Origin of the sequence: Bartonella machadoae, from assembly GCF_022559585.1 — a bacterium.
Lineage (GTDB): Bacteria > Pseudomonadota > Alphaproteobacteria > Rhizobiales > Rhizobiaceae > Bartonella > Bartonella machadoae.
On sequence record NZ_CP087114.1, the window covers coordinates 1132943 to 1159427 of the forward strand.

At 43.5% G+C, this 26485-nt stretch carries 33 protein-coding genes; 4 read left to right on the top strand and 29 right to left on the bottom strand.

Translation table 11 applies throughout. From position 1 onward, the window contains the following. Positions 1-36: 36 nt before the first annotated feature. Genes LNM86_RS05315 through LNM86_RS05350 form a run of 8 tightly spaced genes read right to left on the bottom strand, consistent with a single transcriptional unit; the run spans position 37 to position 6380 of the window. Entirely contained in the window at positions 37-1347 is a 1311-nt protein-coding gene (locus tag LNM86_RS05315) for a contractile injection system protein, VgrG/Pvc8 family (protein WP_241438165.1), read from the bottom strand. Then, positions 1344-1568, bottom strand: a complete 225-nt coding sequence (locus tag LNM86_RS05320) for a tail protein X (protein ID WP_241438166.1) — start codon at positions 1566-1568, stop codon at positions 1344-1346. Before LNM86_RS05320 ends, LNM86_RS05315 begins: the two co-directional genes overlap by 4 nt. Continuing rightward, complete coding sequence (locus LNM86_RS05325; RefSeq protein WP_241438167.1) at positions 1565-1945, bottom strand: phage tail protein; 381 nt, start codon at positions 1943-1945, stop codon at positions 1565-1567. The genes LNM86_RS05320 and LNM86_RS05325 overlap by 4 nt, the downstream gene beginning before the upstream one ends. Positions 1946-1950: 5 nt before the next feature. Then, positions 1951-4086, bottom strand: coding sequence for a phage tail tape measure protein (locus tag LNM86_RS05330; RefSeq protein WP_241438729.1), 2136 nt, complete (start codon positions 4084-4086; stop codon positions 1951-1953). Further along, positions 4083-4271, bottom strand: coding sequence for a GpE family phage tail protein (locus LNM86_RS12955; RefSeq protein ID WP_372712451.1), 189 nt, complete (start codon positions 4269-4271; stop codon positions 4083-4085). The genes LNM86_RS05330 and LNM86_RS12955 overlap by 4 nt, the downstream gene beginning before the upstream one ends. Beyond that, positions 4196-4480: a phage tail assembly protein gene (locus LNM86_RS05340; RefSeq protein ID WP_241438169.1), complete on the bottom strand. Its 285-nt coding sequence runs from the start codon at positions 4478-4480 to the stop codon at positions 4196-4198. Before LNM86_RS05340 ends, LNM86_RS12955 begins: the two co-directional genes overlap by 76 nt. Positions 4481-4482: 2 nt before the next feature. After that, a complete protein-coding gene (locus LNM86_RS05345) occupies positions 4483-4989 on the bottom strand; it encodes a phage major tail tube protein (RefSeq protein WP_241438730.1) in 507 nt (168 codons plus the stop codon). Next, positions 4989-6380, bottom strand: coding sequence for a phage tail sheath subtilisin-like domain-containing protein (locus tag LNM86_RS05350; RefSeq protein WP_241438731.1), 1392 nt, complete (start codon positions 6378-6380; stop codon positions 4989-4991). Before LNM86_RS05350 ends, LNM86_RS05345 begins: the two co-directional genes overlap by 1 nt. A gap of 353 nt (positions 6381-6733) precedes the next feature. Between LNM86_RS05350 and LNM86_RS05355 the strand changes: the two genes are divergently transcribed. Together LNM86_RS05355 and LNM86_RS05360 are read left to right on the top strand one after the other, a co-directional pair. Beyond that, positions 6734-7477 carry an antA/AntB antirepressor family protein gene (locus LNM86_RS05355; RefSeq protein WP_241438733.1) on the top strand — a complete coding sequence of 248 codons (744 nt, stop codon included), beginning with the start codon at positions 6734-6736 and terminating at the stop codon, positions 7475-7477. Further along, entirely contained in the window at positions 7474-7752 is a 279-nt protein-coding gene (locus tag LNM86_RS05360) for a hypothetical protein (protein ID WP_241438735.1), read from the top strand. The genes LNM86_RS05355 and LNM86_RS05360 overlap by 4 nt, the downstream gene beginning before the upstream one ends. A gap of 67 nt (positions 7753-7819) precedes the next feature. On the opposite strand, the gene LNM86_RS05365 is transcribed toward LNM86_RS05360, so the two are convergent. The 10 genes from LNM86_RS05365 to LNM86_RS05410 form a co-directional block, all read right to left on the bottom strand. Continuing rightward, positions 7820-8149, bottom strand: a complete 330-nt coding sequence (locus LNM86_RS05365) for a HigA family addiction module antitoxin (protein ID WP_241438736.1) — start codon at positions 8147-8149, stop codon at positions 7820-7822. Between the two features lie 33 nt (positions 8150-8182). Next, positions 8183-8458, bottom strand: coding sequence for a type II toxin-antitoxin system RelE/ParE family toxin (locus LNM86_RS05370; RefSeq protein ID WP_241438737.1), 276 nt, complete (start codon positions 8456-8458; stop codon positions 8183-8185). A gap of 217 nt (positions 8459-8675) precedes the next feature. Further along, the gene (locus LNM86_RS05375; protein ID WP_241438738.1) at positions 8676-8918 is read right to left on the bottom strand and encodes a hypothetical protein; all 243 of its coding nucleotides are present in this window, start codon (positions 8916-8918) and stop codon (positions 8676-8678) included. Between the two features lie 8 nt (positions 8919-8926). Continuing rightward, positions 8927-10315 carry a Bgr_08870 family protein gene (locus tag LNM86_RS05380; protein WP_241438739.1) on the bottom strand — a complete coding sequence of 463 codons (1389 nt, stop codon included), beginning with the start codon at positions 10313-10315 and terminating at the stop codon, positions 8927-8929. Positions 10316-10373: 58 nt separating this feature from the next. Continuing rightward, a complete protein-coding gene (locus tag LNM86_RS05385; RefSeq protein WP_241438740.1) occupies positions 10374-13517 on the bottom strand; it encodes a DUF4815 domain-containing protein in 3144 nt (1047 codons plus the stop codon). Between the two features lies 1 nt (position 13518). Then, on the bottom strand, positions 13519-14625 hold the full coding sequence (locus LNM86_RS05390; RefSeq protein ID WP_241438741.1) for a phage tail protein: 1107 nt from the start codon (positions 14623-14625) through the stop codon (positions 13519-13521). Continuing rightward, complete coding sequence (locus LNM86_RS05395) at positions 14625-15452, bottom strand: baseplate J/gp47 family protein (RefSeq protein WP_241438011.1); 828 nt, start codon at positions 15450-15452, stop codon at positions 14625-14627. Before LNM86_RS05395 ends, LNM86_RS05390 begins: the two co-directional genes overlap by 1 nt. Continuing rightward, the gene (locus LNM86_RS05400) at positions 15449-15790 is read right to left on the bottom strand and encodes a GPW/gp25 family protein (RefSeq protein ID WP_241438012.1); all 342 of its coding nucleotides are present in this window, start codon (positions 15788-15790) and stop codon (positions 15449-15451) included. The genes LNM86_RS05395 and LNM86_RS05400 overlap by 4 nt, the downstream gene beginning before the upstream one ends. After that, complete coding sequence (locus tag LNM86_RS05405; protein ID WP_241438926.1) at positions 15787-16476, bottom strand: phage baseplate assembly protein V; 690 nt, start codon at positions 16474-16476, stop codon at positions 15787-15789. Before LNM86_RS05405 ends, LNM86_RS05400 begins: the two co-directional genes overlap by 4 nt. Continuing rightward, entirely contained in the window at positions 16469-17005 is a 537-nt protein-coding gene (locus tag LNM86_RS05410) for a hypothetical protein (RefSeq protein ID WP_241438743.1), read from the bottom strand. The genes LNM86_RS05405 and LNM86_RS05410 overlap by 8 nt, the downstream gene beginning before the upstream one ends. Positions 17006-17057: 52 nt before the next feature. On the opposite strand from LNM86_RS05410, the gene LNM86_RS05415 reads away from it, so the two are divergent. Both LNM86_RS05415 and LNM86_RS05420 read left to right on the top strand, forming a co-directional pair. Then, complete coding sequence (locus tag LNM86_RS05415; protein ID WP_241438745.1) at positions 17058-17372, top strand: type II toxin-antitoxin system RelE/ParE family toxin; 315 nt, start codon at positions 17058-17060, stop codon at positions 17370-17372. A 16-nt stretch (positions 17373-17388) separates the two neighbouring features. Next, positions 17389-17685, top strand: a complete 297-nt coding sequence (locus tag LNM86_RS05420; protein WP_241438746.1) for a HigA family addiction module antitoxin — start codon at positions 17389-17391, stop codon at positions 17683-17685. A gap of 40 nt (positions 17686-17725) precedes the next feature. Here the strand turns inward: LNM86_RS05420 and LNM86_RS05425 are convergent, their stop codons facing one another. The 11 genes from LNM86_RS05425 to LNM86_RS05475 all read right to left on the bottom strand — a co-directional run bounded on the left by LNM86_RS05425 (position 17726) and on the right by LNM86_RS05475 (position 26453). Next, positions 17726-18004 (bottom strand): hypothetical protein, encoded by a 279-nt coding sequence (locus LNM86_RS05425; protein WP_241438747.1) that lies wholly within the window; start codon positions 18002-18004, stop codon positions 17726-17728. Next, entirely contained in the window at positions 18001-18732 is a 732-nt protein-coding gene (locus LNM86_RS05430) for an antA/AntB antirepressor family protein (protein WP_241438748.1), read from the bottom strand. Before LNM86_RS05430 ends, LNM86_RS05425 begins: the two co-directional genes overlap by 4 nt. 317 nt (positions 18733-19049) lie before the next feature. Continuing rightward, positions 19050-19400, bottom strand: a complete 351-nt coding sequence (locus LNM86_RS05435) for a head-tail joining protein (protein WP_241438749.1) — start codon at positions 19398-19400, stop codon at positions 19050-19052. 1 nt (position 19401) lies between these two features. Further along, positions 19402-20478, bottom strand: a complete 1077-nt coding sequence (locus LNM86_RS05440) for a major capsid protein (protein ID WP_241438020.1) — start codon at positions 20476-20478, stop codon at positions 19402-19404. Positions 20479-20490: 12 nt separating this feature from the next. After that, on the bottom strand, positions 20491-20859 hold the full coding sequence (locus tag LNM86_RS05445; RefSeq protein ID WP_241438183.1) for a head decoration protein: 369 nt from the start codon (positions 20857-20859) through the stop codon (positions 20491-20493). Beyond that, entirely contained in the window at positions 20856-21236 is a 381-nt protein-coding gene (locus tag LNM86_RS05450; RefSeq protein WP_241438927.1) for a hypothetical protein, read from the bottom strand. The genes LNM86_RS05445 and LNM86_RS05450 overlap by 4 nt, the downstream gene beginning before the upstream one ends. Further along, positions 21119-22186 (bottom strand): S49 family peptidase, encoded by a 1068-nt coding sequence (locus tag LNM86_RS05455; RefSeq protein WP_241438750.1) that lies wholly within the window; start codon positions 22184-22186, stop codon positions 21119-21121. The genes LNM86_RS05450 and LNM86_RS05455 overlap by 118 nt, the downstream gene beginning before the upstream one ends. Further along, the gene (locus LNM86_RS05460; protein ID WP_241438185.1) at positions 22179-23720 is read right to left on the bottom strand and encodes a phage portal protein; all 1542 of its coding nucleotides are present in this window, start codon (positions 23718-23720) and stop codon (positions 22179-22181) included. Before LNM86_RS05460 ends, LNM86_RS05455 begins: the two co-directional genes overlap by 8 nt. After that, positions 23720-23968: a phage head-tail joining protein gene (locus LNM86_RS05465; protein WP_241438023.1), complete on the bottom strand. Its 249-nt coding sequence runs from the start codon at positions 23966-23968 to the stop codon at positions 23720-23722. Before LNM86_RS05465 ends, LNM86_RS05460 begins: the two co-directional genes overlap by 1 nt. Positions 23969-23971: 3 nt before the next feature. Next, positions 23972-25900, bottom strand: a complete 1929-nt coding sequence (locus LNM86_RS05470) for a phage terminase large subunit family protein (protein ID WP_241438186.1) — start codon at positions 25898-25900, stop codon at positions 23972-23974. Beyond that, complete coding sequence (locus LNM86_RS05475) at positions 25893-26453, bottom strand: hypothetical protein (RefSeq protein WP_241438751.1); 561 nt, start codon at positions 26451-26453, stop codon at positions 25893-25895. Before LNM86_RS05475 ends, LNM86_RS05470 begins: the two co-directional genes overlap by 8 nt. Between the last annotated feature and the right edge of the window lie 32 nt (positions 26454-26485).

Sequence of the window (26485 nt, forward strand, 5' to 3'; positions counted from 1 at the left end):
AAACAACAGTGTTTTATAGCAAAACATGGTAGCTTATTATGTATCCTCCTCATCCATATGGATGACGCCTTCACCTTCATCATATGCATTTTGTGGAGCATTTGAATCAAGAGTGTCATCCTTATCTGGTGTTGTGTTTGCAACATTTCCAGCGGCGTCTTCTTGTCCTTCATCAAAAAGTTCGCACTCTATTTTTGTGGTGTAACCACCCGTTTTATCAAGCTTGTGCTTGACGCTTTTGATGCGCCATTCTGCTGGTATATAAGGACGGAAAGGGGGCTCTTGAACAAGCTTTGCTTCTGCTTGCACAAAGGGATCACCACCAATATCACAGGAGAAAGAAGATTTACCCCGTGATGATTTGTTACGATAAGCAGCAATAGCCGCAACAGCTTCTGATTGATTATGATAGGTATATTTGAGTTCATGAAACGGTGAATGACCGGATTTGACTTCTTTCTTTTCACCACTGCGCAGATCATAATAGGTTGCGATAACGCCGCCTTTTTTCTCTTGTTCTTGCTTCTCCGCTTCTTTTTCTGTTTTTTCTCCTCTCTCTGATTCAGATGGTTCTGGTAGATCATTTTCATCCATATGGATGGTGTTTTCATCCTCCTCTATCTCTTCTGGTGCACGTGCATCTGCTGCGGCTTTTTGGTCCTCACCACCATCGGTTTCTAGACCATTGGCTGCACCTGCTTCATCCCGTGCACTGTATTTAAAATCCCAACATGTGCACTGTTCCTCATGAAGAACCACTATGGGAAGTGTCTCACCGGTGATAGCTTTGCCTTCTCCCCGTTTGGCAAGGACTAGCTTACCATCAACAGGCTTTGCTACCGCATCATATTCCTCTGCAAGGCGAGCGGCAAAAGCCATATCACTTTCAGATGTTTGATCAATATGACGCACAACAATTTTTGCAAGAGAAGGGTCAACCTTTGCGGTATAACCATTACGCTGTGCGATTTCTTGAACAATATGGCCAAGTGTTTGCTGGTGATAAGATTGGCTTTTGGGTGTTCTATAAGACGTGTTCATCGCCGCAGCACGCCCTGTAACGGTTAAGCTTTGTGGTGGACTGCTTACAGAGATCTCGTCTATCAGATAGGCTCCCATATCGCGTATTTTGTCGCCCTCATAGCCAAGTGTTACGGAAAGAACTGTTCCGATAAGGGGTATATCAAGAAAGCCATTATCACTGTTGCGTGCACGGTCATCAAGCTCTATGGTGATACGGTCGCTTTTGTCTTCTGCCTCATCGGTTATTTCAATTGATAAAACATAATCCATGAGCGTTTTGGTAATGTCTTGTCCATTTGCCATAACCATGCAAAAAGGTTTCATGATTTGCTGCCCCAAATTCTAATCACGGGTGTGGCTTTGGGATAGGGGAGGGATGGCAAAATGATTGTTATGCCTGCTGTCAAAATAGGTCCATAGTCTGCAAGCCCTAAATTTGCCGCATAGACACGTTCGACAGCAAGCGATTGTTGACCTTTGGCATAATATTTCCAGCAAATGGCATCAACCATATCGCCTTGTTTTGTCCTATAAAGATCACTCATAGGTCTTCACCATATTCTCTCAGTTTTACTGTAAATTCTTGTTTTTTGGGGGCACCATTATAATGAAAAACACTTTGCTTTTCCTCCACGGAAAGGATGACAAATTTGCCTAAAATTTTGCCTTGCCCTGTTACAAGAATGTGAGGTCCCTGATGGGCGATTTGCCGCAAATATTCGAGTTGTCCATGCCCACCTTTGAAATCTGGATAAATCACACCCGTTAAGGAAAATTCTGCATTTGCAACAGCAGGCAATTGAAGAGCAGCTTTTCGTCCCAATCGTCCTTGCTCGACCCATGGTATACCATAAGACAGATCAAGAGTTTGATAGGCTGCCGTTTCAATCGAAAAAATAAAACCACCCAAAGCAAGCATCATGGTCTTTAATCCGAAAGGCTAGAGGCTATCGCCAAACGTTGCTGTTTTGCATAGCGTTCAAGGGCTTGATTGACAGCATCTCTGATTTCATCTTTGAGACCATTTGGCACTGAAATATTTAGATTTGTAATGGTTATACGGGCATCTACTTCAACAGGTTTATGAATTGCAATTGGTTTGGGAGCTTTGAAGGCATCTGCTTTTGCATTGGGAGTTTCCATATGCTTTGTTGCAATTGCCCCTGTATTAAAACCACTGTTGCTTTTTCCAGATGGGCTTTTGGGTACGACCGCTGTATCCATCATTCTTTTCGCACGTGCATTGGTTTCATCGGCAAAGGTTTTAATCGTTTCTGTTGAAGTTTTGTTGATTGAAACATTGAAACCAAGTTTTTCTTTCATCCAGTTAGGCATCCAACTGGTTAATTTGCTTATCATGCCGCTAAACCAATTGCATAGAGCGGTCCATTGGCTTTTGATGCCGTCCCACAAGCTGCCAATGAGATTAGCCCCTGCATCCATTAAATTGACGCCAAACAACCAATCAATCAATGCGTTGATTTTTTTTGCTATCCAGTAGAGTGGTGAAAACTTTTTAAAGAGAGTAAAGAGTTTACTGAAAGTGTTACTGAACAAACTGGCAAAAGAATCCCATAACTTGCTTATGAAATTTACGACTGTATTCCAGTTTTTGTAGAGCAGATATCCAGCTGTGACAAGCGCCGCAATGCCTCCGATTATCCAACCGATAGGAGTGGTCATGATTGCGACACCAAGTGATATAAAAGCAGAACCAACGGCAGTTATTGCTGGAATAAGTGAAGTGACAAGAGTTACAGCAAGACCGGCAACGGTTGAAGCCGCTGGTGCCATTGCCGCAATGAATGCTCCGGTAAGAACTGCACCAACTGCGGCTAAAGATGCTGCGACCCAACCATTGAGTTTGTCCCAATATTTATAGAGTGCAACAAGTGCCGCAATACCACCAATGAGCCAACCAATAGGTGTTGTCATGATTGTATAGCCAAGCGTGACAAAAGCTGCACTCACTGCGGCTAATGCAGCAATGAGTGGACCAAAAATAAAGGAACCAAGCGCTATAAGACCTACTTTTAACAGGGTTATTTCACCAACAAGCGGTTTCATCCAGAAAAACCAGCCTTTAATTCTCTCGGTAAGATCACTGATGCCTTTTCTTAAATCAGAGGTAGGATCAAGCAAATCATGAAAGACTTTTTTTAAGGTTTTTGCCCATCCAGCAACGGTTGTTTTTATGAGATCACGGTTTTCGTCAATTAATTTTTCAAAAGCGTCAATCATATCGTTGAGAATAGGCATAAAGCGTGCGCCAATAAAGCTCGCTATACCGCCTATTTTTTTCTTAAAAGCACCAAGCTTATCACTTAAATCTGCGGCATATCGTGCGACATCGGCACCAATTAACCATTTTCCTTTCCGTGCTTTTGCAAACAGCTCTTTGATGGGAGCCATCCCTTGCGCAAGCATGGCTGCCATTTCCTTGCCATCGCCACCAAACAGCAAAGCAGCAATATGCTGTCTTTGCGCTTGATTGTTCATCTTACTCATCTTGTCGGTAATTTCTTCTAACAAGGTAGAGTTTGATTTGAGTTTTCCAGAGGCATCTTTGACAGAAATGCCAAGCGCCTCAAAACCCATAATGCCTCTTTTTTGTCCGGCATATGCTTGTGCCGAACGCCTATTTAAAGTTGCTAAGGATTGTTGAAAAAGTTCAGAAGAGTATCCTGAATTGTCTGCCGCATCACCCCATAACTGAAGCGCTGTGACACTCATCCCCAAATGCCGTGATGCGTGATGAAGACTATCCCCAAGATGCATAGTTTTCATGGTGACGGCGGTGACACTTGCGATAAGACCTCCACCGGCAAGTCCTAAAGCACCGGTAAAGAGCGAAGCACGGCTTGCCGCTGTGCCAAGGGCACTTTGAACGCCTTGCAAACGTGATGTCATATTTTTTACCGCAGCAGAAAAGCGAGGGATACTCAATCTATGGGAGAGTGTCTTTGACAATGTATCAAATCTTTTTTGAAGATGTTTAAGAGGCGCGGTAAGTTTGTCTTCAAGAGACAATTTTACCTTTGCATCAGCAACTTTTTCACTCATTTTGATTTATACCTTTCTGCTGCTTGTTTTCGCCAGAAGATTAATTCTTGCGGTTCCATTTCCATCATGTCTGCAAGGGACCAATGAAAAACAATGGCAATATCCGCTATCAGTTTAGCGGCGGTTTCCCAGTCGAGGTATCCCGCCGCTTGATAAAAGACTCTAAAATTTCTCCAATGCTCGATAAGTCACTAATATCGAGTTCTCCAACAGCTTCATGGGGCCATCCAGAAAGGCGGGCAACCATAGCAATTGTTTGTTCAACACCTTCCTTTTTGTCGATTGCTTGCACATCTTTCGTTTTGGGGCGCTGTAAGGTAATTGTAGTATGCTCTTTTCCTTCAAAGGTAACAGGGATAAGCAATTGATGCGTTATGCTTGATTGTACGGTCATTTTTATATTCCTAAAAAGTTTTTATGTTCTGCTAATTGATTAACACCATTGAATTTTCTGATTAAGTTGAGGACATCTATCTCAACAATTTCAACATCCTTCTGAACATATTTGAAATACTGTAATGTAAATGTCGCAGTAGATGTTGCTTTGCTTCCCGGTTGCCATTCTGCCATTTCAAAGCCTTTGCAAAGCCCCCTCATAGTGATGACAACACCTTCTGCTGGTGTGCCTTGTGCTTGCATTGAACTTCGCAATGAAATGTTCACATCAGAGCGCCCTAACAGTGCCATCAGTTCTGGAGAGCAATCAGAAATGGTCATAGTGAGGATGAGTGTTTCAAGCCCAAGATCAATCTCAAGAGAGCTATCCATGCCACCACCGCGATAACTTTCAACAACCAAACTTAAATTTGGCAGTGTCACGTTTTCGCATTTTGCCTGATAGGGAATGCCATCAACAAAAATGTTAAAATATTTTAGAACTCTCGGTAAAACGGGTACAGTCATTAAAAGATCTCCTCTAGGTAATCATTGATGATGCGTGAACGGAATGTGATATGTTCTGCTGGTGTTGTTGGTGTAAATTCAACATTGAAATAGACTCTGCCGCTCTCAATAGCGCTTGCTGTATTCAACTCTGGATCAGGCGTGCATTGCCCACCGAGAATGGCACCTTGTGCTTTTAAATCACGCAAATAGGCATTGACGCTTTCACTCACATCACTCATGTAGGTTTTTTTGATATTGCGGTCGACCGCCCACATATGCCCATGCAAGATGGCGTCATTGATCATATCCGCGGTTCTCACAACGGATAAGAAAGCGAATTTTGTATCGCTTGAAAGGGTACGATTGCCCCAAAGACGATAACCATTTTCGCGAATAATTGTTGTGATGTTTTGTTCATTGAGAAGGTTAGCACGGCTTGATCTATCACCAATGGAAAAATCAATCGGGCGGGCAATTCCTACAATGCCATTGATCACTTTGTTTGAAGGGGAATGCCAAAAACCATGTGTAAAATCTGTTTTGGCAATGACACCAGCAACCGCTGCACTTACCGGCTGTTCTAGGATTTCTCCATTACGATTTACCTTTACAAAAGGATCAACAATAAGCGCGCGTTTTGAATCAAAATCCTTTGCAGCATCAAGAGCTGCTTCATCGGTTGTGTTTGGTGCGTCAATGACCACAATAGCGCGCAGACGCTCGGCAATGCCAATCAACTCTGCTGCTACAGGATTAGAGGTTGCACTGATTTCGGCTTTTGCTGTTGCACCAGTGCCATCACCTTCAATCACTACATTGGGGGCGGTTTGATAATCAAAACCATTGTCCTTGAGAACAATTGAGGTTACTTGTCCATTGGCAAGGATTGCTTCTGCTTTTGCGCCGCCGGCAATTTTAACAGTTGCTTGAGTATAACCACTGCCTTTGTTGGTAACCTCAATCTTGCTAAGGCTAATAGGGCGTTTATGGGTAAAGCCTGGAGCAATCAGAATGCGTGATGTTTGTCCAAGAAGGGATTGCGCTCCAATCAAAGCATGCACACCTTCATAAGCACTATTGGCGTTTACACCGCTTAAAACATTGGTAAATGTTGTGTTTTCGTTATCACCTTCTTGCACACGCACGACAACAACAATAGCACCCACTTGCTTAAAAATAAGATCAAGAGCACTGGGTAGGGTACCTTGACGTTTTCCTGTTTTATCCAGTTTTGCTGCTTGTGAAAGTGAACCGGTAACCAACACCGGCGTATTGAGGGGAAAAGCCTGTTCATCGGCATCGGGTGCTGTGCCGACAATGCCGATAACTGCCGATTGAACTGCACGAAGGGGACGCCTTCCATCGTCCACCTCGACAACTTCAACACCGTGTAAAAAACCTGTTGTCATTATGATGCTCCTTTGCATGGTTGATGAATGAAAATGAATGGGAAAAAATAAGAAACAAACAGACGTTCTTGAGAACGACTTGACAAAATATTTAAAACCGTTAGATTCGTAGAAAGGTGCCTAAGAAACATCTAAAACACACAGCGGGTGGATTGCCGCAACAATCTTTTTCCGCCAATTAAAAGCTTTGACTCATTATATGTTACACGCATATAATGCATTGTCGGGTGTGGTTATGCTATACAATACCCTCACGGGGAAAGCATAACGACGGGCTGTGTGCCGTGTTTCTTAGCACCCGGCACCTTTTTAGGTGTCTATTAAGAAACCTTTAAGCACACAGGAGCCAAATCATGGCACAATACTTAATCGACATACATCAAACCACTATTGATGGTGATATTGTTCAGACAGTCAATGCACGTGAGTTACATGCGTTTTTGGAAGTAGGTAAAGATTTTTCCAATTGGGTTACTGACCGTATCAAAAAATATAATTTAGTAGAAAATCAAGACTTTGTTTGCTCGCCAAATCTGGCGAGCAAAGGTAGGGGTGGACATAATCGTAAAGATTATCATTTGACTCTAAGCATAGCAAAAGAACTTTCTATGCTTGAGAATAATCAGAAAGGCAGAGAAGCTCGTTTGTATTTCATTGAGTGTGAAAAACTTGCAAAGCAGGCAGTCACACCACAGATTGATTACTCGAGCCCTGAAGCTGTATTAGGTGTTTTGAATCACTTACAAAGCCAAATCGAGCAGAAAGACCATGTGATTGCCGAGTTAGAACCCAAGGCAAAAGCACTTGATGGTTTAAAACGCTCTGATGGTCTGTTTGGTTTGATTGAATCTGCAAAGATGCTTGAAGTCCGACCAAAGGACTTAACTGATTACTTGCGTAAACATGATTGGGTCTATCGACGGGCTCCGGGTGCTCCTTTGTTACCCTATCAGGATAAGATCAAGAAAGGTCTCATGGATTGCCCTGCTATCACTATTCAAAGACCGGATGGTACAGAAAAGGTGCTCCCTTCAACAAAAATCACATCTAGAGGATTGGCTTGCTTGAGAGAACAAATCTTTGGGGGTGTGCAATGAATACCAGTATCGATTTTTTATGCGATTTGTGGATGGCACTATCTCAATTTTCTAACCATCAAGGCATTGGAGATAAAGACTGTAAGGCATTGGTTGAAGCCATGGACATTGTAGAAAAAGCTTTGATTTTAAAACTTCAAGATGAATCACCAAATGCACTCAGGATTTTGGCAATGATTACAAATTTTGGATCTTTAAAACCTCCTTCTATTATGGAGCCTTTGTTGAAAGCTTATGCGCCGAGTTTGAAAAATTCTGTTAAGAAAGCTGCTTAAGTTAAAAAACATAATTCTATCACCTCGTCTTTTAGGCGGGGAGATGATAAAAGCTCTAGCTATTTTATTAACAATTATGGTCCATTTGTACATTGACTTTTTTACTAGCTTCTAGTGTTGGAATAGAAGAAACATCAATATCACGCAAAGCATGCCATGTATCATAATTGGCTTGAAGTTGTAACCACAAGGCGGGTCCGTTGCCTAATAGTTTGCCAATACGGGCTGCTGTAACAGCTGTAACAGGGCGTTGTCCTTTAAGGATACTGTGTAGATGTTGGCGTGATATTTGAAGAATTCGAGCAATTTCAGTTTTGCTTGTATCTAAATGCTCCAAAGATTCGGCTAAAATTTCTCCTGGATGAGTAGGGCAACGATTAGGATCACGTGTGGTCATGAAGTGTCTCCTTTACAATTAATCTTAAAACCTTCAATGATATTGTTCCAGATCAACATGGTAAACATGCCCATCTTGGAATTCAAAAGTGATACACCAAGGACCATTGATATGGACTGTGTAGCGAGTTGGAGTAAAGCCTTTAAGCATATGAAAGTTATAACCCGGTACATTGATGTCACTCACTTGAGAAGCTGCGTCAAGAGTATCAAGACGGCGAATAATACGCTGTTGAAGTCTGCTATCAATCTTACTTTTCCCTGTTTCCCAGAGAGATTGTAGGTCTTTATTTTTAAATGTCTTGATCATAGCAAACTCAACAGCTTTATTTTAAATAATATGTAATGTAATAAGTTACAATTGTCAACAAAAAAGTTACAATTTAATATTATTGATGCCAATACTGCTTGCCTATAAGCTGTTCATCTCTGCACGAAATCTTTGGAGTAAAAAATGGGGTGACCCACTATAATTTCGAGGCACCCCTTTAAAGACAAAGAATGACTTTGCTTGCTATAGATTAGACTTAGTCGTCTTTCTCTTGTGGTTCTTTCATAGATTCTACCGCTGCGTCTGTCTCAGCCTTTTCAGAAGACAAAGAATTGTTTTCTTCATCAATAATGGGAGGAGAGAACACCCCATCTTTATAAATCCAACCGATTTGTGCTTCACTTGAGGCGATTGCCTCTCCATCAAAGGTGTGAACATAATTTTCTGAAGCAACGATAATGTTTGTTACCACACCCTTTTCAACAACTGCATATTCCATAAAAACTCCTATATAAAAAATCTAAATAAGATTGCTCCGTTGCCACCATTGCCACCTTTACCAGATTCACCATCTTCTCCTGGGAAGTAGCCACCCCCACCACCTCCTCCTTGTCCACTGCCATTGCAGCCTTTACCACCATGGCCACCTTTCTGGCTCTCTCCGCCATAACCACCGTTACCATTCTGAGCACCAGCACCTCCACCTCCACCGCCACCAAAAAAAGAGTTCCCGCCATTCCCACTCCCCCCATCACCGCCATTCCCACCGGCGTAAATAAAAGAGCTCCCTGTATAACCATTAAAACTAGCATCGCCGCCACGGTTACCATTGATGGATGACGCACCTCCTGAGCCACCAGTGCTCCCACCACCACCAGCACCTGCAAGCGCAAAAATAATCCCTTCAATACGTGTATAACCACCAGCATATGCAGTGCCTCCCGGAGAAGCACCTCGTCCTCCTCGACCAATTTCAATGGCTTTTGCGGATTTTAGCTGTGAAGCTTTCACTTTAACACACACATATTGACTCCCACCGCCGCCACCACCACCATAGTAGATTATACGACTGTTAAGGGGGGTATTATTTCTTAGCCAGCCTCCATATCCGCCACCTCCACCGCCACCCCATGCCCATATTTCGATATCGGTGTTATCGCTAACACCTTCAGGCCATGGAATGGGACCACTTTCTGTTACAAGAACTTCAAGGGGAGAGGTTGCTTTCCTCAGTTTTGTGATTTCATCACGTATTTTTTGAAGAGCAACAACAGCTTCATCTTTGCTATAAACTTCCGCACCATCAACTTTCAGCGGTCCTTTGAGTGTGCTTCCTGTTGCAGTTAAATTTGTTACCACTTCACCATTATGCATGAGAGCCAATGACGAATTGCCTAACAATTCTAAACCACCAGCAATGGTGACTTTGCTGGTAAACTTATTGTAATTTTGCCATTCATTGCTTTGTACTAAGCGCCCATAGTTTGTCAGATCTTGATTAATCTTAGCTCTAAACGCATCAAGACCGACAATATCTTCAATTTTATGTTGGTGCGCTCCAAGCAACGAGACGGCACTGCCAAAGGTAAAATGATTGTTGCTAGCTTTATAGAGAACATAATTGTTAGCAGCATCCTTAGCGCCCTCGATATCGCCCAAATCGGTTAAAGTGAAGGTTTTGTCTGCTGCCATCTTGCCTTTGAGGGCTGCCTCAAGATTTGTAACATCCCCTATACTATGTGTGTGTTTTGCAGGGGCTTTGTCGTCTAGCTTTTCCTCAACTTCCATTATGGCTTGATCAAGTTTTGTCAAGTTCTCACGCAAAATAGGAAATTCAGAACTAATAAAACGCCCTTCTTTAGGCAATTCCATTGCAAGCTTTTTGGTTTTTGTCATTTCCATTCTCCAAATCTCTCAAGCAGTCTAAAATCCCATCGTTCAAAGCGAGGGGGTATCACAAGATGCCAGCACCAAAATCACGCAGCATTGACCGTGCAGAAGGTCCACCGGTTAGTGTCAGTTTCAAGCGCGCTTGCTTTGCTGTTTGGTCGTGACTGACAAATTTTCGCTCCACCCAAAGGGGTTCTGTAAGTTGTTCTGTTTCCTCTAAGGTGAGGGGGGTAAAAGCACCATCATCCAGTTGCATCTCGAGGGTGAATGTGGAGCCGCCTGGTAAAAAGGTCTTGATATAACTGGTCAATCTTGCCTTCTCACCAAAGGCAAAAGCACGGGTAACATAGGTTGCTGTGTTATGGATTTTTCCCGCAATCAACTGAACAGGAGCAAACAGAATGGGGGAGAGTTTCTCCGTGCCTTTGAGAATGGCACGTAATTGAACTGTCTCACTGATATATTCGGTAAGGCTTAACAATTGAAAGGGTAAGAGTTGATAAATTGTGCCATTGTTTCTTTCAATTTCAAAGATCACCGAACAATCACTAGAAGGCAATTCAACCGCGGCACGGATTTGCAAATCAGAACAGTCAACAAGGTCAAATGTGCCAAGATCTATGGTTTTTGTTGTTTGTCTGTAGCGTGCTGCCAAGACACGAAAAGCCAATGCTTCATCTTGATGGGCACTCCATGTTTGCGCATTGACAGAGGAAAAACGAGGACCGGTCACATAGGGGTGGCTTGAGACAAATCTTTGTTGTTCTTCATCAAAACCCCCAAGCTTTGCCAAAGAGAGAGAATGATCACTATCATCGGTTTTAATGACAAAAGCCGTTAAGCGATCATTGGGGACGAGGAGTGGGACATCATAGCGTGCCTGTGCCCATCCGGTTTTTGCCCCCTTCATGGAATAAAAGCTTTGGGCTTGAATATTGGCGGTGGGATAGCCGTTTTCGGTTGTCACCAAATCAATCACCAGATCATGATTAGGATTGCCGATTTTGCAAAGATGAAAGTCAATACCGGTGATTTGCCGTGTTTCTTCCGGTGTAAAGACTTGCGCTTGCGGGTCCACTTTCGTCCAGATCTTGACTGTTGTGGTATGCCGCATCACTTTCACATCAATAACACCTTGCCCGGTAAAGAGACCGGTTGCAAGGGTTCCCCCTTTGCCTCGTGCTACAACATTTTTGGTGCCGGCAGGAATATTTTCAGGGATTTTGAAACTACCTTCCAAGATACCATTACTATTGGCAACAAGGCGGCTTTTTGGCAAGACATTCACACCATCAAAGGTGAGAGTATCTAAAATTTCTCCCTTTCCAAAACCTTCAATTTTAAAGCCAAGGGTAATTTGTCTTAAGAAATCGATTTGTTCATGTGCAACATTGATCAGTTCATCCTTTGCCTCTTGCTTGCGAATGCTGCTACCACGGTGCGTTCCCATAAACAATTGATTAGTGACACTTGAGAGCCAATCGGTGCGCTGTTCGTGCCAAAAGTCTGTTGCGGGTGTGAGGGTTACTGTACCAGGGAGGGGAGCAAAATTTTGATAAGGGTTGATTTTTTCGCAAGCTGTTGTCAATTCTTGGGCAATGATCACTTCATTGGTCCAGTCAAGGGTGACAGGAGCCTTTAAAGGGGCGGTGTAAAAGGTTGGATCAATAGCCAGCTGTAAAATGCCATTGCCAACAGCTCCTGTTTGCGTGAACCCTTCATCGCGATAACTGTCATCAAGAAACGGGTCAGCAAACATGCCTTTTTTGGCAACGGGCTCTTTAGAGTCAACATTGCTTTTAATGCGCTCTAATTGCATCAAGCGATCAAGGGACAGCACCCGTTGAAAATACCGCCACATCTCATCATAGGGGGCAACACGCGTGCCATCATTGACCACAAGCGGGGTATTCAACCAACTGTTGGTGATGGTGGCAAGGGATAACACATCCTCAGGAACACTAGGTGCCATGGGATGATCAGCGGAGATTCCTTTGATATAAACCACACTGCCTTGTGTATTAAGACCTATACGGTCAATACGCGGCAATTTGTAGGTGTAACTGACAATGATATCCCCCCCTTGCGCACCCCCTGAGACAGTGATTTCCTGAGCCGTTACCTTATCGGCGGTTACTTGTGCACGATAGCGATAGGTGACCGTGTAACTGCTGCCAGGACGCGGTTCATCCCCCACCGGTGCCCAGTCAATAGTATCACCAGTCTTCTTAAAATCCGTTCCTTCTTTGAATTCCTTGTTGCCTTGCACAACTTTGAGAAAAGAAGTGATGCTTTTATCGGGAACACCATCACGCCCAGCAACGACTGCACCGCGTGTAACTGTAACGGTTTTTTCTTTTGTCAACAAAAGAGAGTGAATATCGGCAATGGGGGCATAATAGCTTTTAAAGGTAAAGCTTGTCTTTTTATCTTGAGGCGCAAAAATATGGGTTTCACTAGGCACAACGCTTGTCGAAAACTCTTCTCTCTCTTCATGACGCAAAGCAGCAAGGCGCTTGCGCTTAAAGCCATTGATATTGGCTTCTCCTTCTTGAATGCTAAACACTTGGCAACCATTGTTTGGTCCCAGAGCCGTCACCCGGCATCCCTTGACGATATAATGACCATGGGCACGGTCATAAGTAGCAATGGCTTGCATGGCGGGTTCAAGCAGTGAGGGGGACTTTTGATCAATCAAAATGCCATCTTGTAAGATATAAACGGGAAAGAACGTGCCTTGCTGCCCATCCTCTTTGAGTGCCCAAACAAGCTTTGCTGTTTCGCGTGCCGCACCGGGTTCTCCTTCTGCCAAGGTGCCGGGGACTTGCCCCAACAGCTCTGGGTCATCCTCATGGGTAATCCATGTTTTTTGTAATTTCACACCGATTTCAAGACGACCAACCATCGAAACAGCATGGAGAACCGCTTCTGAGACCGGAAAGATATCCCCTGCGATATAGATCTTACCCTCTGTTAAAGTAACGGTCTTCGCGTCTTTATTGACAAAGGCATCGGCTCGTTCAACACGGTCTCCTTCTTTGGCAACCAGACGCCCCAAACGGTCATGGCGCCCCCTGATGATGGTTTGCATCTCATTGAGTTCACCACTTTGGATAAAGGGACGTTGCCCATAAAAGACAACGCTTTGTTGTTCGTCTTTGCCGCAAGATCTGTCAATTGCAAAGGGTAAACCGCTTTCATGCTTCATGTTAAAACCTCAATAAAATCTTGAATTGCTCGCGAACATCACCGCGCAAAGGAATAGTAACGGGCGTTTTGATGATCTCCACCCCGCCAATTAGTTCATTGCACTCACACCAAAGCTTACCCAAAGGAACATGTTGTTTGGGAGTCCCATGCACCAAAACAGCAACAGAGGCGGCTTTTCTACCGTCAACATCTTGAAAATCCGTGCGTGCTGCAATAAGAACGGCTGTGCCCATAAAGGAGGGTTGATAACAATCGCCCAAATGGTGATACACACCCGCCAAATTCTGTTCTACCGGCTGGACAATGTTGCATCTGCGATATCCAATGACATCATCCTCACTGTTTTTTAACACGAGATAAAGGGTACGGTTGCAAAACCACTCTGCCATCAAAATATCGCGTTCATGTTTTTTAACAGAACACCAAGGGAAATTTGCCATATCCCATGGATAATCAATCTGCTCCCAACTTAATTCCCCATCCCCGTCATCCATCCAATTGCCAATTAGTGTGCCTTCTTCTTTTGTCAGCCTGTGCTTGATTTCTGTTGTGCGACCAAAGGAAAACAGTGTGTCCCTCGCTGTTAAGCGCACACCGCTCTCATAGTCCAGCAGACTGTCATCAAGCCGTGACATATTGCCTTCCATAGCTTGCACGTCATAACCATTGACACCGCGGCGAAAATCAGAGCGCAAACTTTTGGAAAGTTCTGTAATGGCTTCAATGGCTTCAAGAGCACTTTGTTCAGGCAATTGATCAAAGTAAAGTTGAAAGGAATTCCACCACGCACGCCCTGACCATGCTGGTGTAAATCGTGCTGTAATCTGAAGCCATGCAAGCCCTCTATCAATGGCCGCTAAAGAACCACGCAAACGCTGCCATTGGAGCCCTTGATCAATCAAATCATAGAGGTTTGGAACATAAGGTGTAAGCTCTCCAAGCCCATATTCTTCAATCAACCATGGTAAGAAGCGAGGAGGGCGGGTGATAAGCTTAGAGCGTGAAATCCCCAAAACAGCGCCATCAACATCTTGATGAAAGTCGCAAGCATCGGCAAGGCGCCTTTCAAATTCTGTTGCATTGTTTGGGAGAAGCGCGCCAACCATTAGCGTGCCCGTCCTTTGAAGTTTAAGGTGACCTTACCAATCGCTAAAACTTCTTCATCACCAACGGCTCTGTCTTGTGTTGGTGTAATGGCAATTACTTTCTGGACACCCGCAATCATCAGTTTAGAAACCCACCATGAGAGGCTTAATTCACGACCAATGGCTTGTTCTTTTCGCCATGCTGCTCTTAAATTGGTTTCCATTGTCGTGAGAATTTTCAAGGATGTCTCGGGTAACAGCCAAACATCGGCTTGTAAATCCACCACTTTTTTAACAGCAGCGTGCACAATGATTGTATCATTGGTCATGATGATATTCTTTCTGTGAAGGGCTTGTGAGACTGTTTGTATGAGATCTTCAGATGCTGTGCCTTCTTCATTATTGCCAAAAAGCGCAACATAGATGGTTGGATTTTTGCCTTTACGGTAAATAATGGCATCCTTAACACGGCTATCTGCGGACATGGCTATAAGTTTGTAATAGGGTTCTGTTCCGCTGCCCTTGCCACCACGGGCATGAAGTCTTATGCGTTCGCGATATCTCTCATCACTTTCACCCTCCATGCGGGCAATTCCATGCCAGTTACCCAAAGCGTCAAGAGATTCACCGGTTGCAAAATCAAGAATATTGTTGCGAGCGGCTTCGTTAATACGTTGCCTTAAAAGCAGTTCTCGATAGCTAAAGGCTTCAATGACTTTGACGGCTGGATCACTTTCAAGAACACTATATCCAGGCAACAGTTCTTTTAAACGGTCAAGAGCTGCTGCTCGTATTTCTTCAAAGGAAATTTCTGTAATGATTTCTGGTTTTGCAAGTGCTCCATTCATTTTATCAGCAATCCTTCCATGGTGATGGGCTTGCCTGAGGGCAAATAAAGACCTTCAAAGGACAAGGAAACTTGCCCATTCTCATTCCATTTACAATCAATCTTGTTCAGTTTAAAACGTGGTTCCCACTTGTCTAAAGCCTCGGCAATAGCGGCATAAATACGAACAGCGAAGGCGTCATTGACCGGTACATCAATAATATCCGCAACGTGTGAACCATAATCACGACGCATTACACGCGTACCAATGCGTGTTGATAAAATATCAAGGATTGATTGGCGCAAATGTTCAATGCCGGTCAAGGGCTTTCCTGTGCTACGGTCCATTCCTGTGTTCAATTGGGACCTCCTGTCATGGAGCCACCAGGAACAACACCCCCGTGAACATGGGTTGCTCCTACATTGGTGCCGTTATGGGTCAAACCACTTGAATTCACGGCAACATTGTTAGCAGAATGAAGAGAGAGACTCTCATTGGAATGAAGTGAAACACCACCACCAGCCTGTAAAGAAATATTGCCCTTTGCATTGAAAGTGATATCGCTTTGTGAAACAATTTTTATGCCTTCTGGTGCGGTAAGTTCTAGCTTGCCACCATCACCTTTAAGAGACACGCCATCCGCAATTGTGAGAATGAACTTTCCGCCTGATGTGATCTGAATGCTATAGCTGTTTTGTTCATCATCATATTCAAGGATGGTGCCATCGGGATAAATTGTTCTGTGAATACTGCCTTTATCGGCTGCTTGATTAGCATCGGTATGGATGGAACCAACAATCACCCCTTGCGCTAAATCCCCTGATGATGCAACCACCACCACTTGTTCTCCAACATCCCGTCCTTCATAAGAGCATGTTTTACCGGCGCGGGCTTGGGTATCTGGAATCCAGTCACTGATAAGATTGCCGCTTTTTACCCGATAGCGTGCATTTTTATGGTCGACATGGCTAATTGTGCCCACCATAACCATATTTGCGAGACGTCTTTTTAAATCGGTGATGTCTTTATCGCGCCGCTCAAGCATGGGGGACCTCGATTTTATGATATTTGTCTTCATTGCCCACGCCTGTTTGTGGTGTAATCCTCAAGAAAGGTTCAACAAGTTTTGCGTTTGCACCATCTTCTTGTGTCTCAGGGGAGGGGATATGGGTCACATAAGTGACCTCAAAGGTTAAAATTGCCCCATGGAGTGCTAGAGCACCATTATCGCCAAAGGCAAAAGCAATATTTTGCAGGGAGCATGTTTCCACGGTGTTATTGAGATTGGGATTGGTGTAGAAGATCTCTTCAACTTCCCATGCTAATTGGTCGACAAAACGCGCACCATCTTCTTGTGTCGCATAACATTCAACATCCACGGTTAAGACACGGCGCCTTACTGCATTATCATAGCCATCTTCAATTGTTTCGCTTTGTGTTGAGATATTAATTGTCGGTGTGTTCTCAACAGAAAAGTTGAAATCACGCATATTAAACACATTGTCACCAGCCGTCGTCTTTGCTGCTTTGATCAGTGCAACAAAACTCTCTCTTATCGTCTCTCTCGGATGCATAAAAGTTCCTGTTCTTCAAAATTTATTCTTTCTTTGAGGATGGTATCATGTTATGATACATAAAAGAATGAATAAAGGTGATTTGGTGATTGAATCTTTTGCGGATAAGCGATGTAAAGATCTTTTAGAAGGTAACCCGCCCAGAGGTTTTCCTACAACTCTAGTGCGTATCGCCCAAAGAAAATTGTTTATGCTCGATAAAGCAGTTGATCTCAAAGATTTACGTAGTCCTCCGGGAAATCGCCTAGAATTATTGAAAGGAGAACGTAAAGGTCAATATTCTATTCGTATTAATGACCAGTTTCGTATTTGTTTTGAATGGCGTTCCAATGGCGCCTATGAAGTTGAAATCGTAGATTATCATTGATTTGCAGGAGGTCGAGATGAGAAATTATAGTGCTATACATCCCGGAGAAATTTTACGGGAGGAATATTTAAAAGAATATGCTCTTTCTGCTTATGCCCTTGCAAAAGCTTTGAATGTTCCACGTACAAGGATAGAACGTATTATTGCTGAAAAAAGTCCAGTGACTCCTGATACAGCACTAAGATTAGCCTATTTTTTTGATACAACAGCTGAATTTTGGCTTAACATGCAAGCTGCTTACGACGTTAGTATATTACAAACTGAAAAAGCAGATGAATTTTCCAAAATCAATAAATTTGAATGTAGAGTTTAACATCCTCCCCACTTTTGAAGTGGGAAGGAATATGCTTTACTTAGGCAACCTTTTTAATAGGGTTTTCCCAATTCGGCTGGTAAGCTTTTAAAAAAGGATCTATCGCTGCGGGAAACTCTGAAGCTCCAAAATCTGTAAGAACTGCTAAAATCTTTGTAATACTCGGCAATTCATCTTGAAGTTTTAAAATCAAAGCTTTTTCTACTATGCCCATAACCTCAACAAGTGCTTTACAGTCCTTATCTCCAATGCCTTGATGGTTAGAAAATTGAGATAGTGCCATCCACAAATCACATAAAAAATTGGTATCTACCTTCATTGTACACCTCCAAAGATTTGTTCTCTCAAGCAAGCCAATCCTCTGGATGTGATTTTTGTTGAAGGGAGCACCTTTTCTGTACCATCCGGTCTTTGAATTGTGATAGCAGGGCAATCCATGAGACCTTTCTTGATCTTATCCTGATAGGGTAACAAAGGAGCACCCGGAGCCCTTCGATAGACCCAATCATGTTTACGCAAGTAATCAGTTAAGTCTTTTGGTCGTACCTCTAACATCTTTGCAGATTCAATCAAACCAAACAGACCATCAGAGCGTTTTAAACCATCAAGCGCCTTTGCTTTGGGTTCTAACTCAGCAATTACATGATCTTTCTGCTCGATTTGGCTTTGTAAGTGATTCAAAACACCAAGTAACGCTTCGGGCTTGGAATAATCTATCTTTGGTATTGTTACTTGCTTCAAAAGCCGTTCACATTTGATAAAGTATTGACGTGCTTCATGTCCTTTATCATTACGCTCGATCATTGAAAGGTGTTTAGCCATGTCTAATGTAATGTGGTATTCTTTTACCTTTCCACCGCTTACTAAATTTTTAGTAAGCGTTATAAAGTTTATATTTTCCTGAAATTTGCATTCTTTAATGCGATTTTTAATCCAATCATTAAAGCGAGCTTTTATTTCTAAAAACGCATGTAATTCACGTGCATTGACCGTTTGAACAGTTTCCTGATCAATTGTTTGTTCCGATATCGGAAGAAGAGTATTCATGATGAACTCCTAGTTGTTAGACGTTTTTCATTGACACTTTAATTAGAAAGTGCCGGGTGCTGAAAAACACGGCAACTAGCCCGTCGTTACACTTTCCCCGCAAGGGTATTGTATGATGTAACCACACCCGACAAATTCGCTTATATGCTATATGCATACGACGAGTCAAAACTTTTAATCGGCGGAGAAGAGACTGTTTCGGCAATCTATCCGCTAGTTGCTAAAAGTGTTTTTCAAGCACTTGATTCGATTATTCATATTCCCATAATCTTGTCAAGCAGTAATATAAGATTTTTTAAAAATGATAAGAGGGTCCTTTATTTTACCTCCCGTAAAATAAGTTTATACATACCGGATTCAGAGGCTTGTACATCGGTGACAACGAAGCGCTCTTGAGAGGGATCTTCAGTGTTTTCAGGGGAGAGCACCACGATACTATCCTCAGCCTTTGGTGGTATCCCCCCAATATCATTGATACAAAGATCAAGTTCTTTTCTTGGAATTGTTGTTGGTATTCTGCCACCAGCATCCGATTCAGAATGTTTGATGCCGTAAATTGCTGTAATCCGAAAAGATTGCTGGTTATCCTTTCGCGTATAGATGACGGGCTGCCCAAAGGTGTTGCGTACCTCTTTTACCATTTTGTTAAGCAGCCCGTGCCATAGCATGTTATTTCCCTCCAATGACGGCTTTGAACAGCATTTCAGGACGTGTGCAAATGTAAAGCGGATAGCTGTAGACTTCAGGCTTCACCCATGCATTACGGTCATGATCGACGATTAGCATCGTGTAGAGAGGTTTTCCCACCGTGTTGGCAAAATCTAAGCTTTCACCAGGTGCAAAGGTTTTCTGGAATACACCAGGCGCATTAACAGGAAAGAATTGACATTCATCAGGCTTAATTCCTATCGCACGCTTTGTTCCAGCCTTTGCACTCACATTATAGTTATGAATACTGCGATAATTGATAAAGGTCACACCCGCAAAGTCAAAACTACCAAAGCTCCCTGAGCCAAGAGCACTTGGTGTTGCAACGCCTCCTGCGCTATTGAGTGTCTGAGCTAAGGCTGTGTTTAAATAGGTTTCACGAATGGTTTTATGGTTTTTTAGTTTGGAAAAGAATTCATTCCCACAAAGTCCAATAATCCGTGAACGGTCAGAGAATGCTCCTTTTGAAGCTTCAATCATTCGCATAATGACCTGATCAACATTATCAGCAACATTGGTTGTTTCATTCTCCAGTTTAAAGTCAATTGGCTTTGGTGGGGTAATTTCCCATTCCTTATACCAATCGACAATCACCGAACCATCAGCATCAAGGACAACACCTTGAACAGCACCAAGCTGCATGTTTTCCCATGTCAATTCGATTTCAGAAATCAGTTTCTTTTGTTTTCTGGCAATATATTTCATTGCCGTCTCTAACTGATCTTCTGTGCCAAATTCACGCCGGTTTTGGATTTCTTCTGATTTCACAGTATCACTTTTGGCAATACGGGTTGTTTTGAAAAACCGAAGATTACGACTGTCTCTGTCACCTTCTGCTAAAGGGGCTCCGCGTTCGCTGGTTTGAATAAGCGAAAATGTATTATCACGCCGTTCAATACCAACCACTGTGGTGCTGGTTTCAACTTCTTCAAAAAGATTGAGAGAGCTTACAAGACCCGGTTGAAACTCATAGTTTTCAATGGCTTTCATCATTGTAATGCTTGAGAAAGCATCATGTTTAAAAAAATTCATATCCATGTGCGTATTCTCCTATCGCAACAGAATTTTATTGTTGTCTTCTAAAGACTGGATAGCTGCCATTTTTTCTTGCTCCAGTATTGCATCGGGCCATATCAGTTCCGAAGCTTTTACAGTACTCAAACGCGCTGTAATGACGGCACGTTGTTCTTCACCTGTTGCATCAACAGTGGCATAAGAAATCCCTGCGGGCACCGCACTGCCATCAGATGCTGCCGGATTAAGAGGGACATATTTTCCCGTTTTTGTTATCTTTCCCATGACAGTCCCAGCCTCAATGAAGGCTCCTGATGCAAACACCACTTGTTCATTTGACATGTCAGGGTCGTAGCGCCCAAGATAAGCGCCATTGCGAACATCTTCATAAATAATATGACTCATTTCATTGCCTTCCAAATTGATTGCCATTTTGCATGAATTTTTGCCTTGCTTTCTCCATCAGTATGAGGAACATAAGGCGATAGTTTTAAAGAGGCGCTTTGCGAGCTAGCCTCCGTCAAGACGCACTGGCGTGCTTTCTCGATACTCATACCGTTTTGAATAGCCTTTGCGGCATCAAAAGAAACCCCTAAGCGCTTTGCTTGCCTTTCAAGGGTTGTCAGTGCTTGAGCGCGCTTTCTTTCTTGTTCAAGGATGGCTTTTAGGTTTTCGCGTTTGTCCTCATTGTCTTCATCCTCCTCTTCGTCTTCGTTGTCGTCAAAGATTTCGGCGTTTTTATCGATGTCGTGATCATTTTCATCCTCTTCTTCATCGCGGATGTCGACAATCTCTTCATCTTCTTCTTGTTGGGCGCGGTATTGTGTGCGTGCCATGTGTTTTGTCCTTCTTTTGCTGTTACAGTTGGGGTTTGTGAGATGAAATCCGTTAAGGATTCCAAAGCTTGCGCAAGCGTGCCTTGCGCATCTGCTAATCCAAGCGTGATAGCTTGGGTGCCTATAAAAGTTTCTGCCTTTGTGTCACGGATTGCATCAGTATTCAGGGGTCTGTTTTGTGCTACCCAATCGACAAACATCTCGTAGAGCAGGGCGCAATCTGCTTGCATTTTGTTAAGCGCAGTATCAGCCAATGGCTCGTGAGGATTACCATGAACCTTGTGGTCACCTTCAAAGACAAAGGTCCATTTAAACCCCTGTTTTTCATCTGCGCTTGATTGGTCAAGATGCGCACAAACCACCCCAATTGAGCCGACAACGCCTGTGCGAGCTACCCAGATTTGCGAAGCAGAACAGGCAATGGCATAAGCAGCAGAACAGGCAAACTCATTGGCATGCGCCCAAATTGGTTTTTGATGCTGTTTTGAGAGTGCTTGGAATTCTTCAACCAAATCAAACACTCCGCCGGCTTCTCCACCACCACTGTCAATATCGAGCAAAACAGCTCGGACATCAGGCTGTTTAATGGCTTCACGAAAAGAGGCGCTTAAGCCTTCATAAGAGGTTAATCCTGAAAGGGCACCAAGCCATGCACCGCGGCGCACCAGTGTGCCATGAACCGGTAGGATGGCAACATTATTGCGCACCACGTAACTCTCAGGTGGTTTGAAAGATGCGCTATCCCCTTGCAAAAAAGCCTGAGGGGCAAACTTTTCTCCTGCAAAAAGACGCGGTGCAAGAGCGTTAAGAATGACATCAAGCTTTGTCGAGGCAAGCATATGTGGAACACCAAAAAGCCGTGATACTAAAAACGGCATGTCAAGATTATTAGTCATTTTTATGCGCCTCACTGCCTTGGTTGCTTTCATAAGTCTCAGAAGGATCTGAATCTGTGAAATTCGTCGTTTGATTTTCACCAGAGGGTGCCGCCATATCGGTATCAAAAGATAAACCACGGGCACGAGCATCGGTGTGTTCTTCTTCGAGTTCGGCATGGATGCTGTCGATATCAAAACCCCGTTCGGCAAGTGCCATTCTTCGTGTTTTTAAACCGGCGCGAATTTCTTCTTTTTCTGCCGAGATATCTTTGTTTGGATCAATCATTTCAAGCGGGGGCGCAAAGCTTTCACATTGAAGCCATGGCAAGGGATTTTCTTCCCATCCTGGTAATTCTACGCATCCAGCAAGCACGGACATTTCCACAAAGCGCTCCCAGACAATGCGGTTGAATTGAAAGGCAATGATATGTTCGCGCCATTGTTTGACGTGACGTCTAAACTGAATAATGGAGGTGCGTACATTGGAAAAATTACCCCGCGTAACGTCTTCAGTGACAACGGCATAAGGCATATTGAGAGCCGAGCAAATTTTTAAAATATTGCGAAATTGAAAGGCTTCATAAGAACCACCAACCTCAACAGGATTTGAGAATTTTATCTCTTTATTTTCTCCTAAATAAAATGATCCACCTGGTTCAATGACAGGTAATTCGGATTCTTCTTCTTCGTCTTTTTCGTTACGATTATCAAGTAATTTGGCGTCGTTTGGGGAATTTCCTGAGATAAACACCGCGAAAAGAGCTGCTGTTCTTTTTCGATCAAGTTTCGCATCATCATAGGATTCCAATTGAAAGATCTTTGTCATACTGCGCGTTATTTTTGGAGAACCGCGCAATTGTCCGGCAATACGGCGCTCTTTGATATGAAGGACCATTCTTGCGGGGATACGCACGCGTTCTTGGCTCTTAAATGCACTGTTTGCAGGGCAATCATCATAGGGGTGGTGTTCCCAGAAATGATAAGCAACACGCTTGCCACTGGCATCAAATTCAATACCCATACGAATGTAATTGCCTTCAATTTCCGCAGGTCCATTGTAAGTGAGGTCCAGCATTTCGGTTGGATAGATTTGTAATTGAAGAGGCACCCCAGAGCGTCCATAAAGGTCAACATAATGCAGTCTTACAAAACATTCGCCGGTTAAAAAGACTTCTCGTGCAATTGTTGCTTGCAAACCATAAAAGCTCGCATCTTCATCATAATCCGCCTCATCAACCCATTGCCACCATAAGTCTAAAAGCTTTTTCTTTTCTTCTTGAAATCCTTCAATACGAGGATAAGGTTTAATCCCATCACTCACAGCTGCGGAAACCCATTCTTCTGTTGCCGAGCCATAAAGAGATTCATTGTCATAAAGCCATCTTGAACGAGCAGTAATGGTTTCGCCGCATTCTTCAATTGCTTTATTGATGTGTTTTTTTGCGGGATCAAACCCACCCATGCGACGGCTTTTGCTTGCAGCTTCAAGAGGCGGATTGTGTTGACGAGAAATTGTAAAAAAGCCCGTGAGTTTATTGATAAAGCCAGCCATTAATAGCCTCGTGATATATTAAAATAGAAAACACGTGAACGCTTGCGTCCTTCAAGGTTCTCTATTTGTGTGTTCAGCATCTCAAGTGCTCTGCGAAGTTCCTCAACAGAACGGTTGCTTACTTGCTTATCGCCATGGCGCACGGATTGCGCTCCCGAATAAAGAGCCTCTTCAATTTGTTCGCGTCGCCTTTTTAAACTTTCAAGTCTCTCAGTTTTGCTGTTTATTTGCTTCAATTCTTCATCCACAAATTACCTCCAATCTCCTCGCATATAAGGATTTATTATCGTTCTGAATTGCTTCCTTTGAGGTTGTGCTGTCTGCGTTCTTTTGGGAGAAGTGGATGAAGAAATCCCTGATGTTGGCTGCTCTAAAGAAGCGTCAACTTTAAGTTTTTCCAAACGCTCTTCTAAGATATCGACTTCCAGGTTAAGGTTTATTCCTGCCGAAATTAGCCCCTGTAAAGCGGCATAAGCATAAACCCTACAATCCAAAGCCTCGTTTCTTGCTTTCTCACTTTTTTGCCATTCAATGCGCTTGAAGCCTTTAAAATATTTGATGACTTTTCTTTCAGCCGTGAGCTGGTCAAAATATTCTCGATCAAGGCTTTTATGAAAGTGTGTTGCACCAGCCCCCGATGCTTCAGGACCGGATTTTTTTAATCGTGCCGTGATAATATCTTTTGCCGCATCAACACCAACAATATAGAGATTAATCTGTCCTTTATTGTTTCTGCTTGGACGGCGTGGCCATACCGCACGCCATCCCGCCTGTCCCTTAATCCCCCAGATGCGTCGTCCTTCACGGGGGCGTACATAATTGTAAACGGCTTGTGTATGTCCACCACCGGTATCAATACAAGCCGCTGTTATTCTGATGCCATCTTTGTAACCAGGGTGTGACCAACGTCTTGCCAGATATTCATCCAGTTGGTCCCAGACTTCAAAAGAAGACGGATCACCAGGAATGATGTGATAATCAATGTGCCAGCTTTCTTCACCACGCCCCCATCCAACCACTTCAAGCTCTAAGCGGTCGTTTTGCACATCGATGCCGGCGGTCAATAACACGGCTTGCGGCGGTGCAATGGGATAATCTTCGCGTTTTGCATAGAGGCTATCAGGATCAACAACTTCACCTGTTCTGTCCTCCCATGGCTCTCCAAGCACTGTATTAACAAAAGGTTGCAAAAGCGCTGGATCATCTTTCGCTTCTAAAAACTCTCTTGCGCATTCTCCCCACGTTAGCCAAGGTGAATAGAGTGCCGAAATATGATAAGAGCGTAAATTCGGTCTCGTTGATTCACTCGTAGGAACCCAGCACGCGCCTCTTTCCTCACTCATAAGATCGGTTTTTCTGTGCTCGGCATGTTCATGACCACAATGGGCACAAACAAAAACAGCTTTTTCGGGGGCTCCTTTCGGCCACTTGATTTGCGACCAAACAATGGGCTGTAGAACCCCACACTTATCACAAGGGACATTGTAATATCTTTGATCACCAAGCACGAAATCTTTGGCAATACGGCTTGTGTCACGGTGTGTTGGCGTGGACAATTTAAAAATCTTTCTCTGCACAAAGGTTGAGGTACGCTTTTCGGCAATCATCACAGGATCACCTTCGTTATCCACACTGAGAGGATAGGCATCAACTTCATCCAAAATCAGATAACGAATAGGCATGGAACGCAAACCAGCAGCACTGTTTGCTCCTGTAAGCATCAATGCTCCCCCATCAAATTCTTTCGAAAACATTGTATTTCCGCTGTCACGTGCACGGGCAGGGGCAATGCGTTCACTTAAAACAGGGCTTGCCATAATCATTGGATCAAGACGCGTTTTTGACAGTTTCTTCGCGGTCTCGACAGTAGGCATTACATAAAGAGCGGGTCCCGGACTATAGTGAATAGCATAACCGCAGAAGTTCAATCCTGCTTCAGACATTCCAATTTGCGCTCCTTTCATGACAATTGTTGTTTCAATTGGCACATAAGAAGAAAGGTTATCCATGATTTCGCGCAAATAAGGGGTACGCTTTGTTCTCCACAATCTAGGCTCTGCACTTGCTACGGTGCTAAGGTATCTATTCTTATCCGCCCATTGCGAAACCGTGTACGGTGGATCTGGTTGTCGTGCGTCATTGGCATTGGCGAAAAATTCTTCGATTGCATTTTCATCCATTATTCGTTTCTTGCAAGATTTCTAACTCCGGAGAATGAGGATCATGAAAAGGCACTGGAATGTTAACCGCCTCAAGCAAAGCTGTTCTCATATAATAATCAATGGCACCAATAAGGCTCGCAGCATCACATCCCACTTGTGCTGCAATGCTTGCACCGAAACGGTGAGGAAACTTCAACATGGCATCACGGTGTGCTCTTCCAAATTCACGCGCCGCCTTTTTCATTTCTTCACGGTCAACCGTTGTTTCGCGTAACTTTTCTAGAGCAATCTTCTCTCTTTCAAGCGCAACTTGCATTCGCTCCAATTTGATCTCAAATTCATTGGCTGCTTTTGCGGAATCCTGTTTAATTCGTGTAGATTTCTGATGAGTTTTCTTAGTAGGATTCTCATTCCATATCGCTGTTGCAAGAGCTTCATTGACAGAACCATCTTCAAAAAGAGCAGCATCAAATTTGCCTGTTTTTATTCGAGAAACCACCGCATTATGCGACACGCCCATCTTCTTGGCAAAAGCGCGAACCGAGAGACCCTCACGATGCTTTTTGTTCATTCAAAATTTCTCCTTGCCTTCTTCTATGCTCT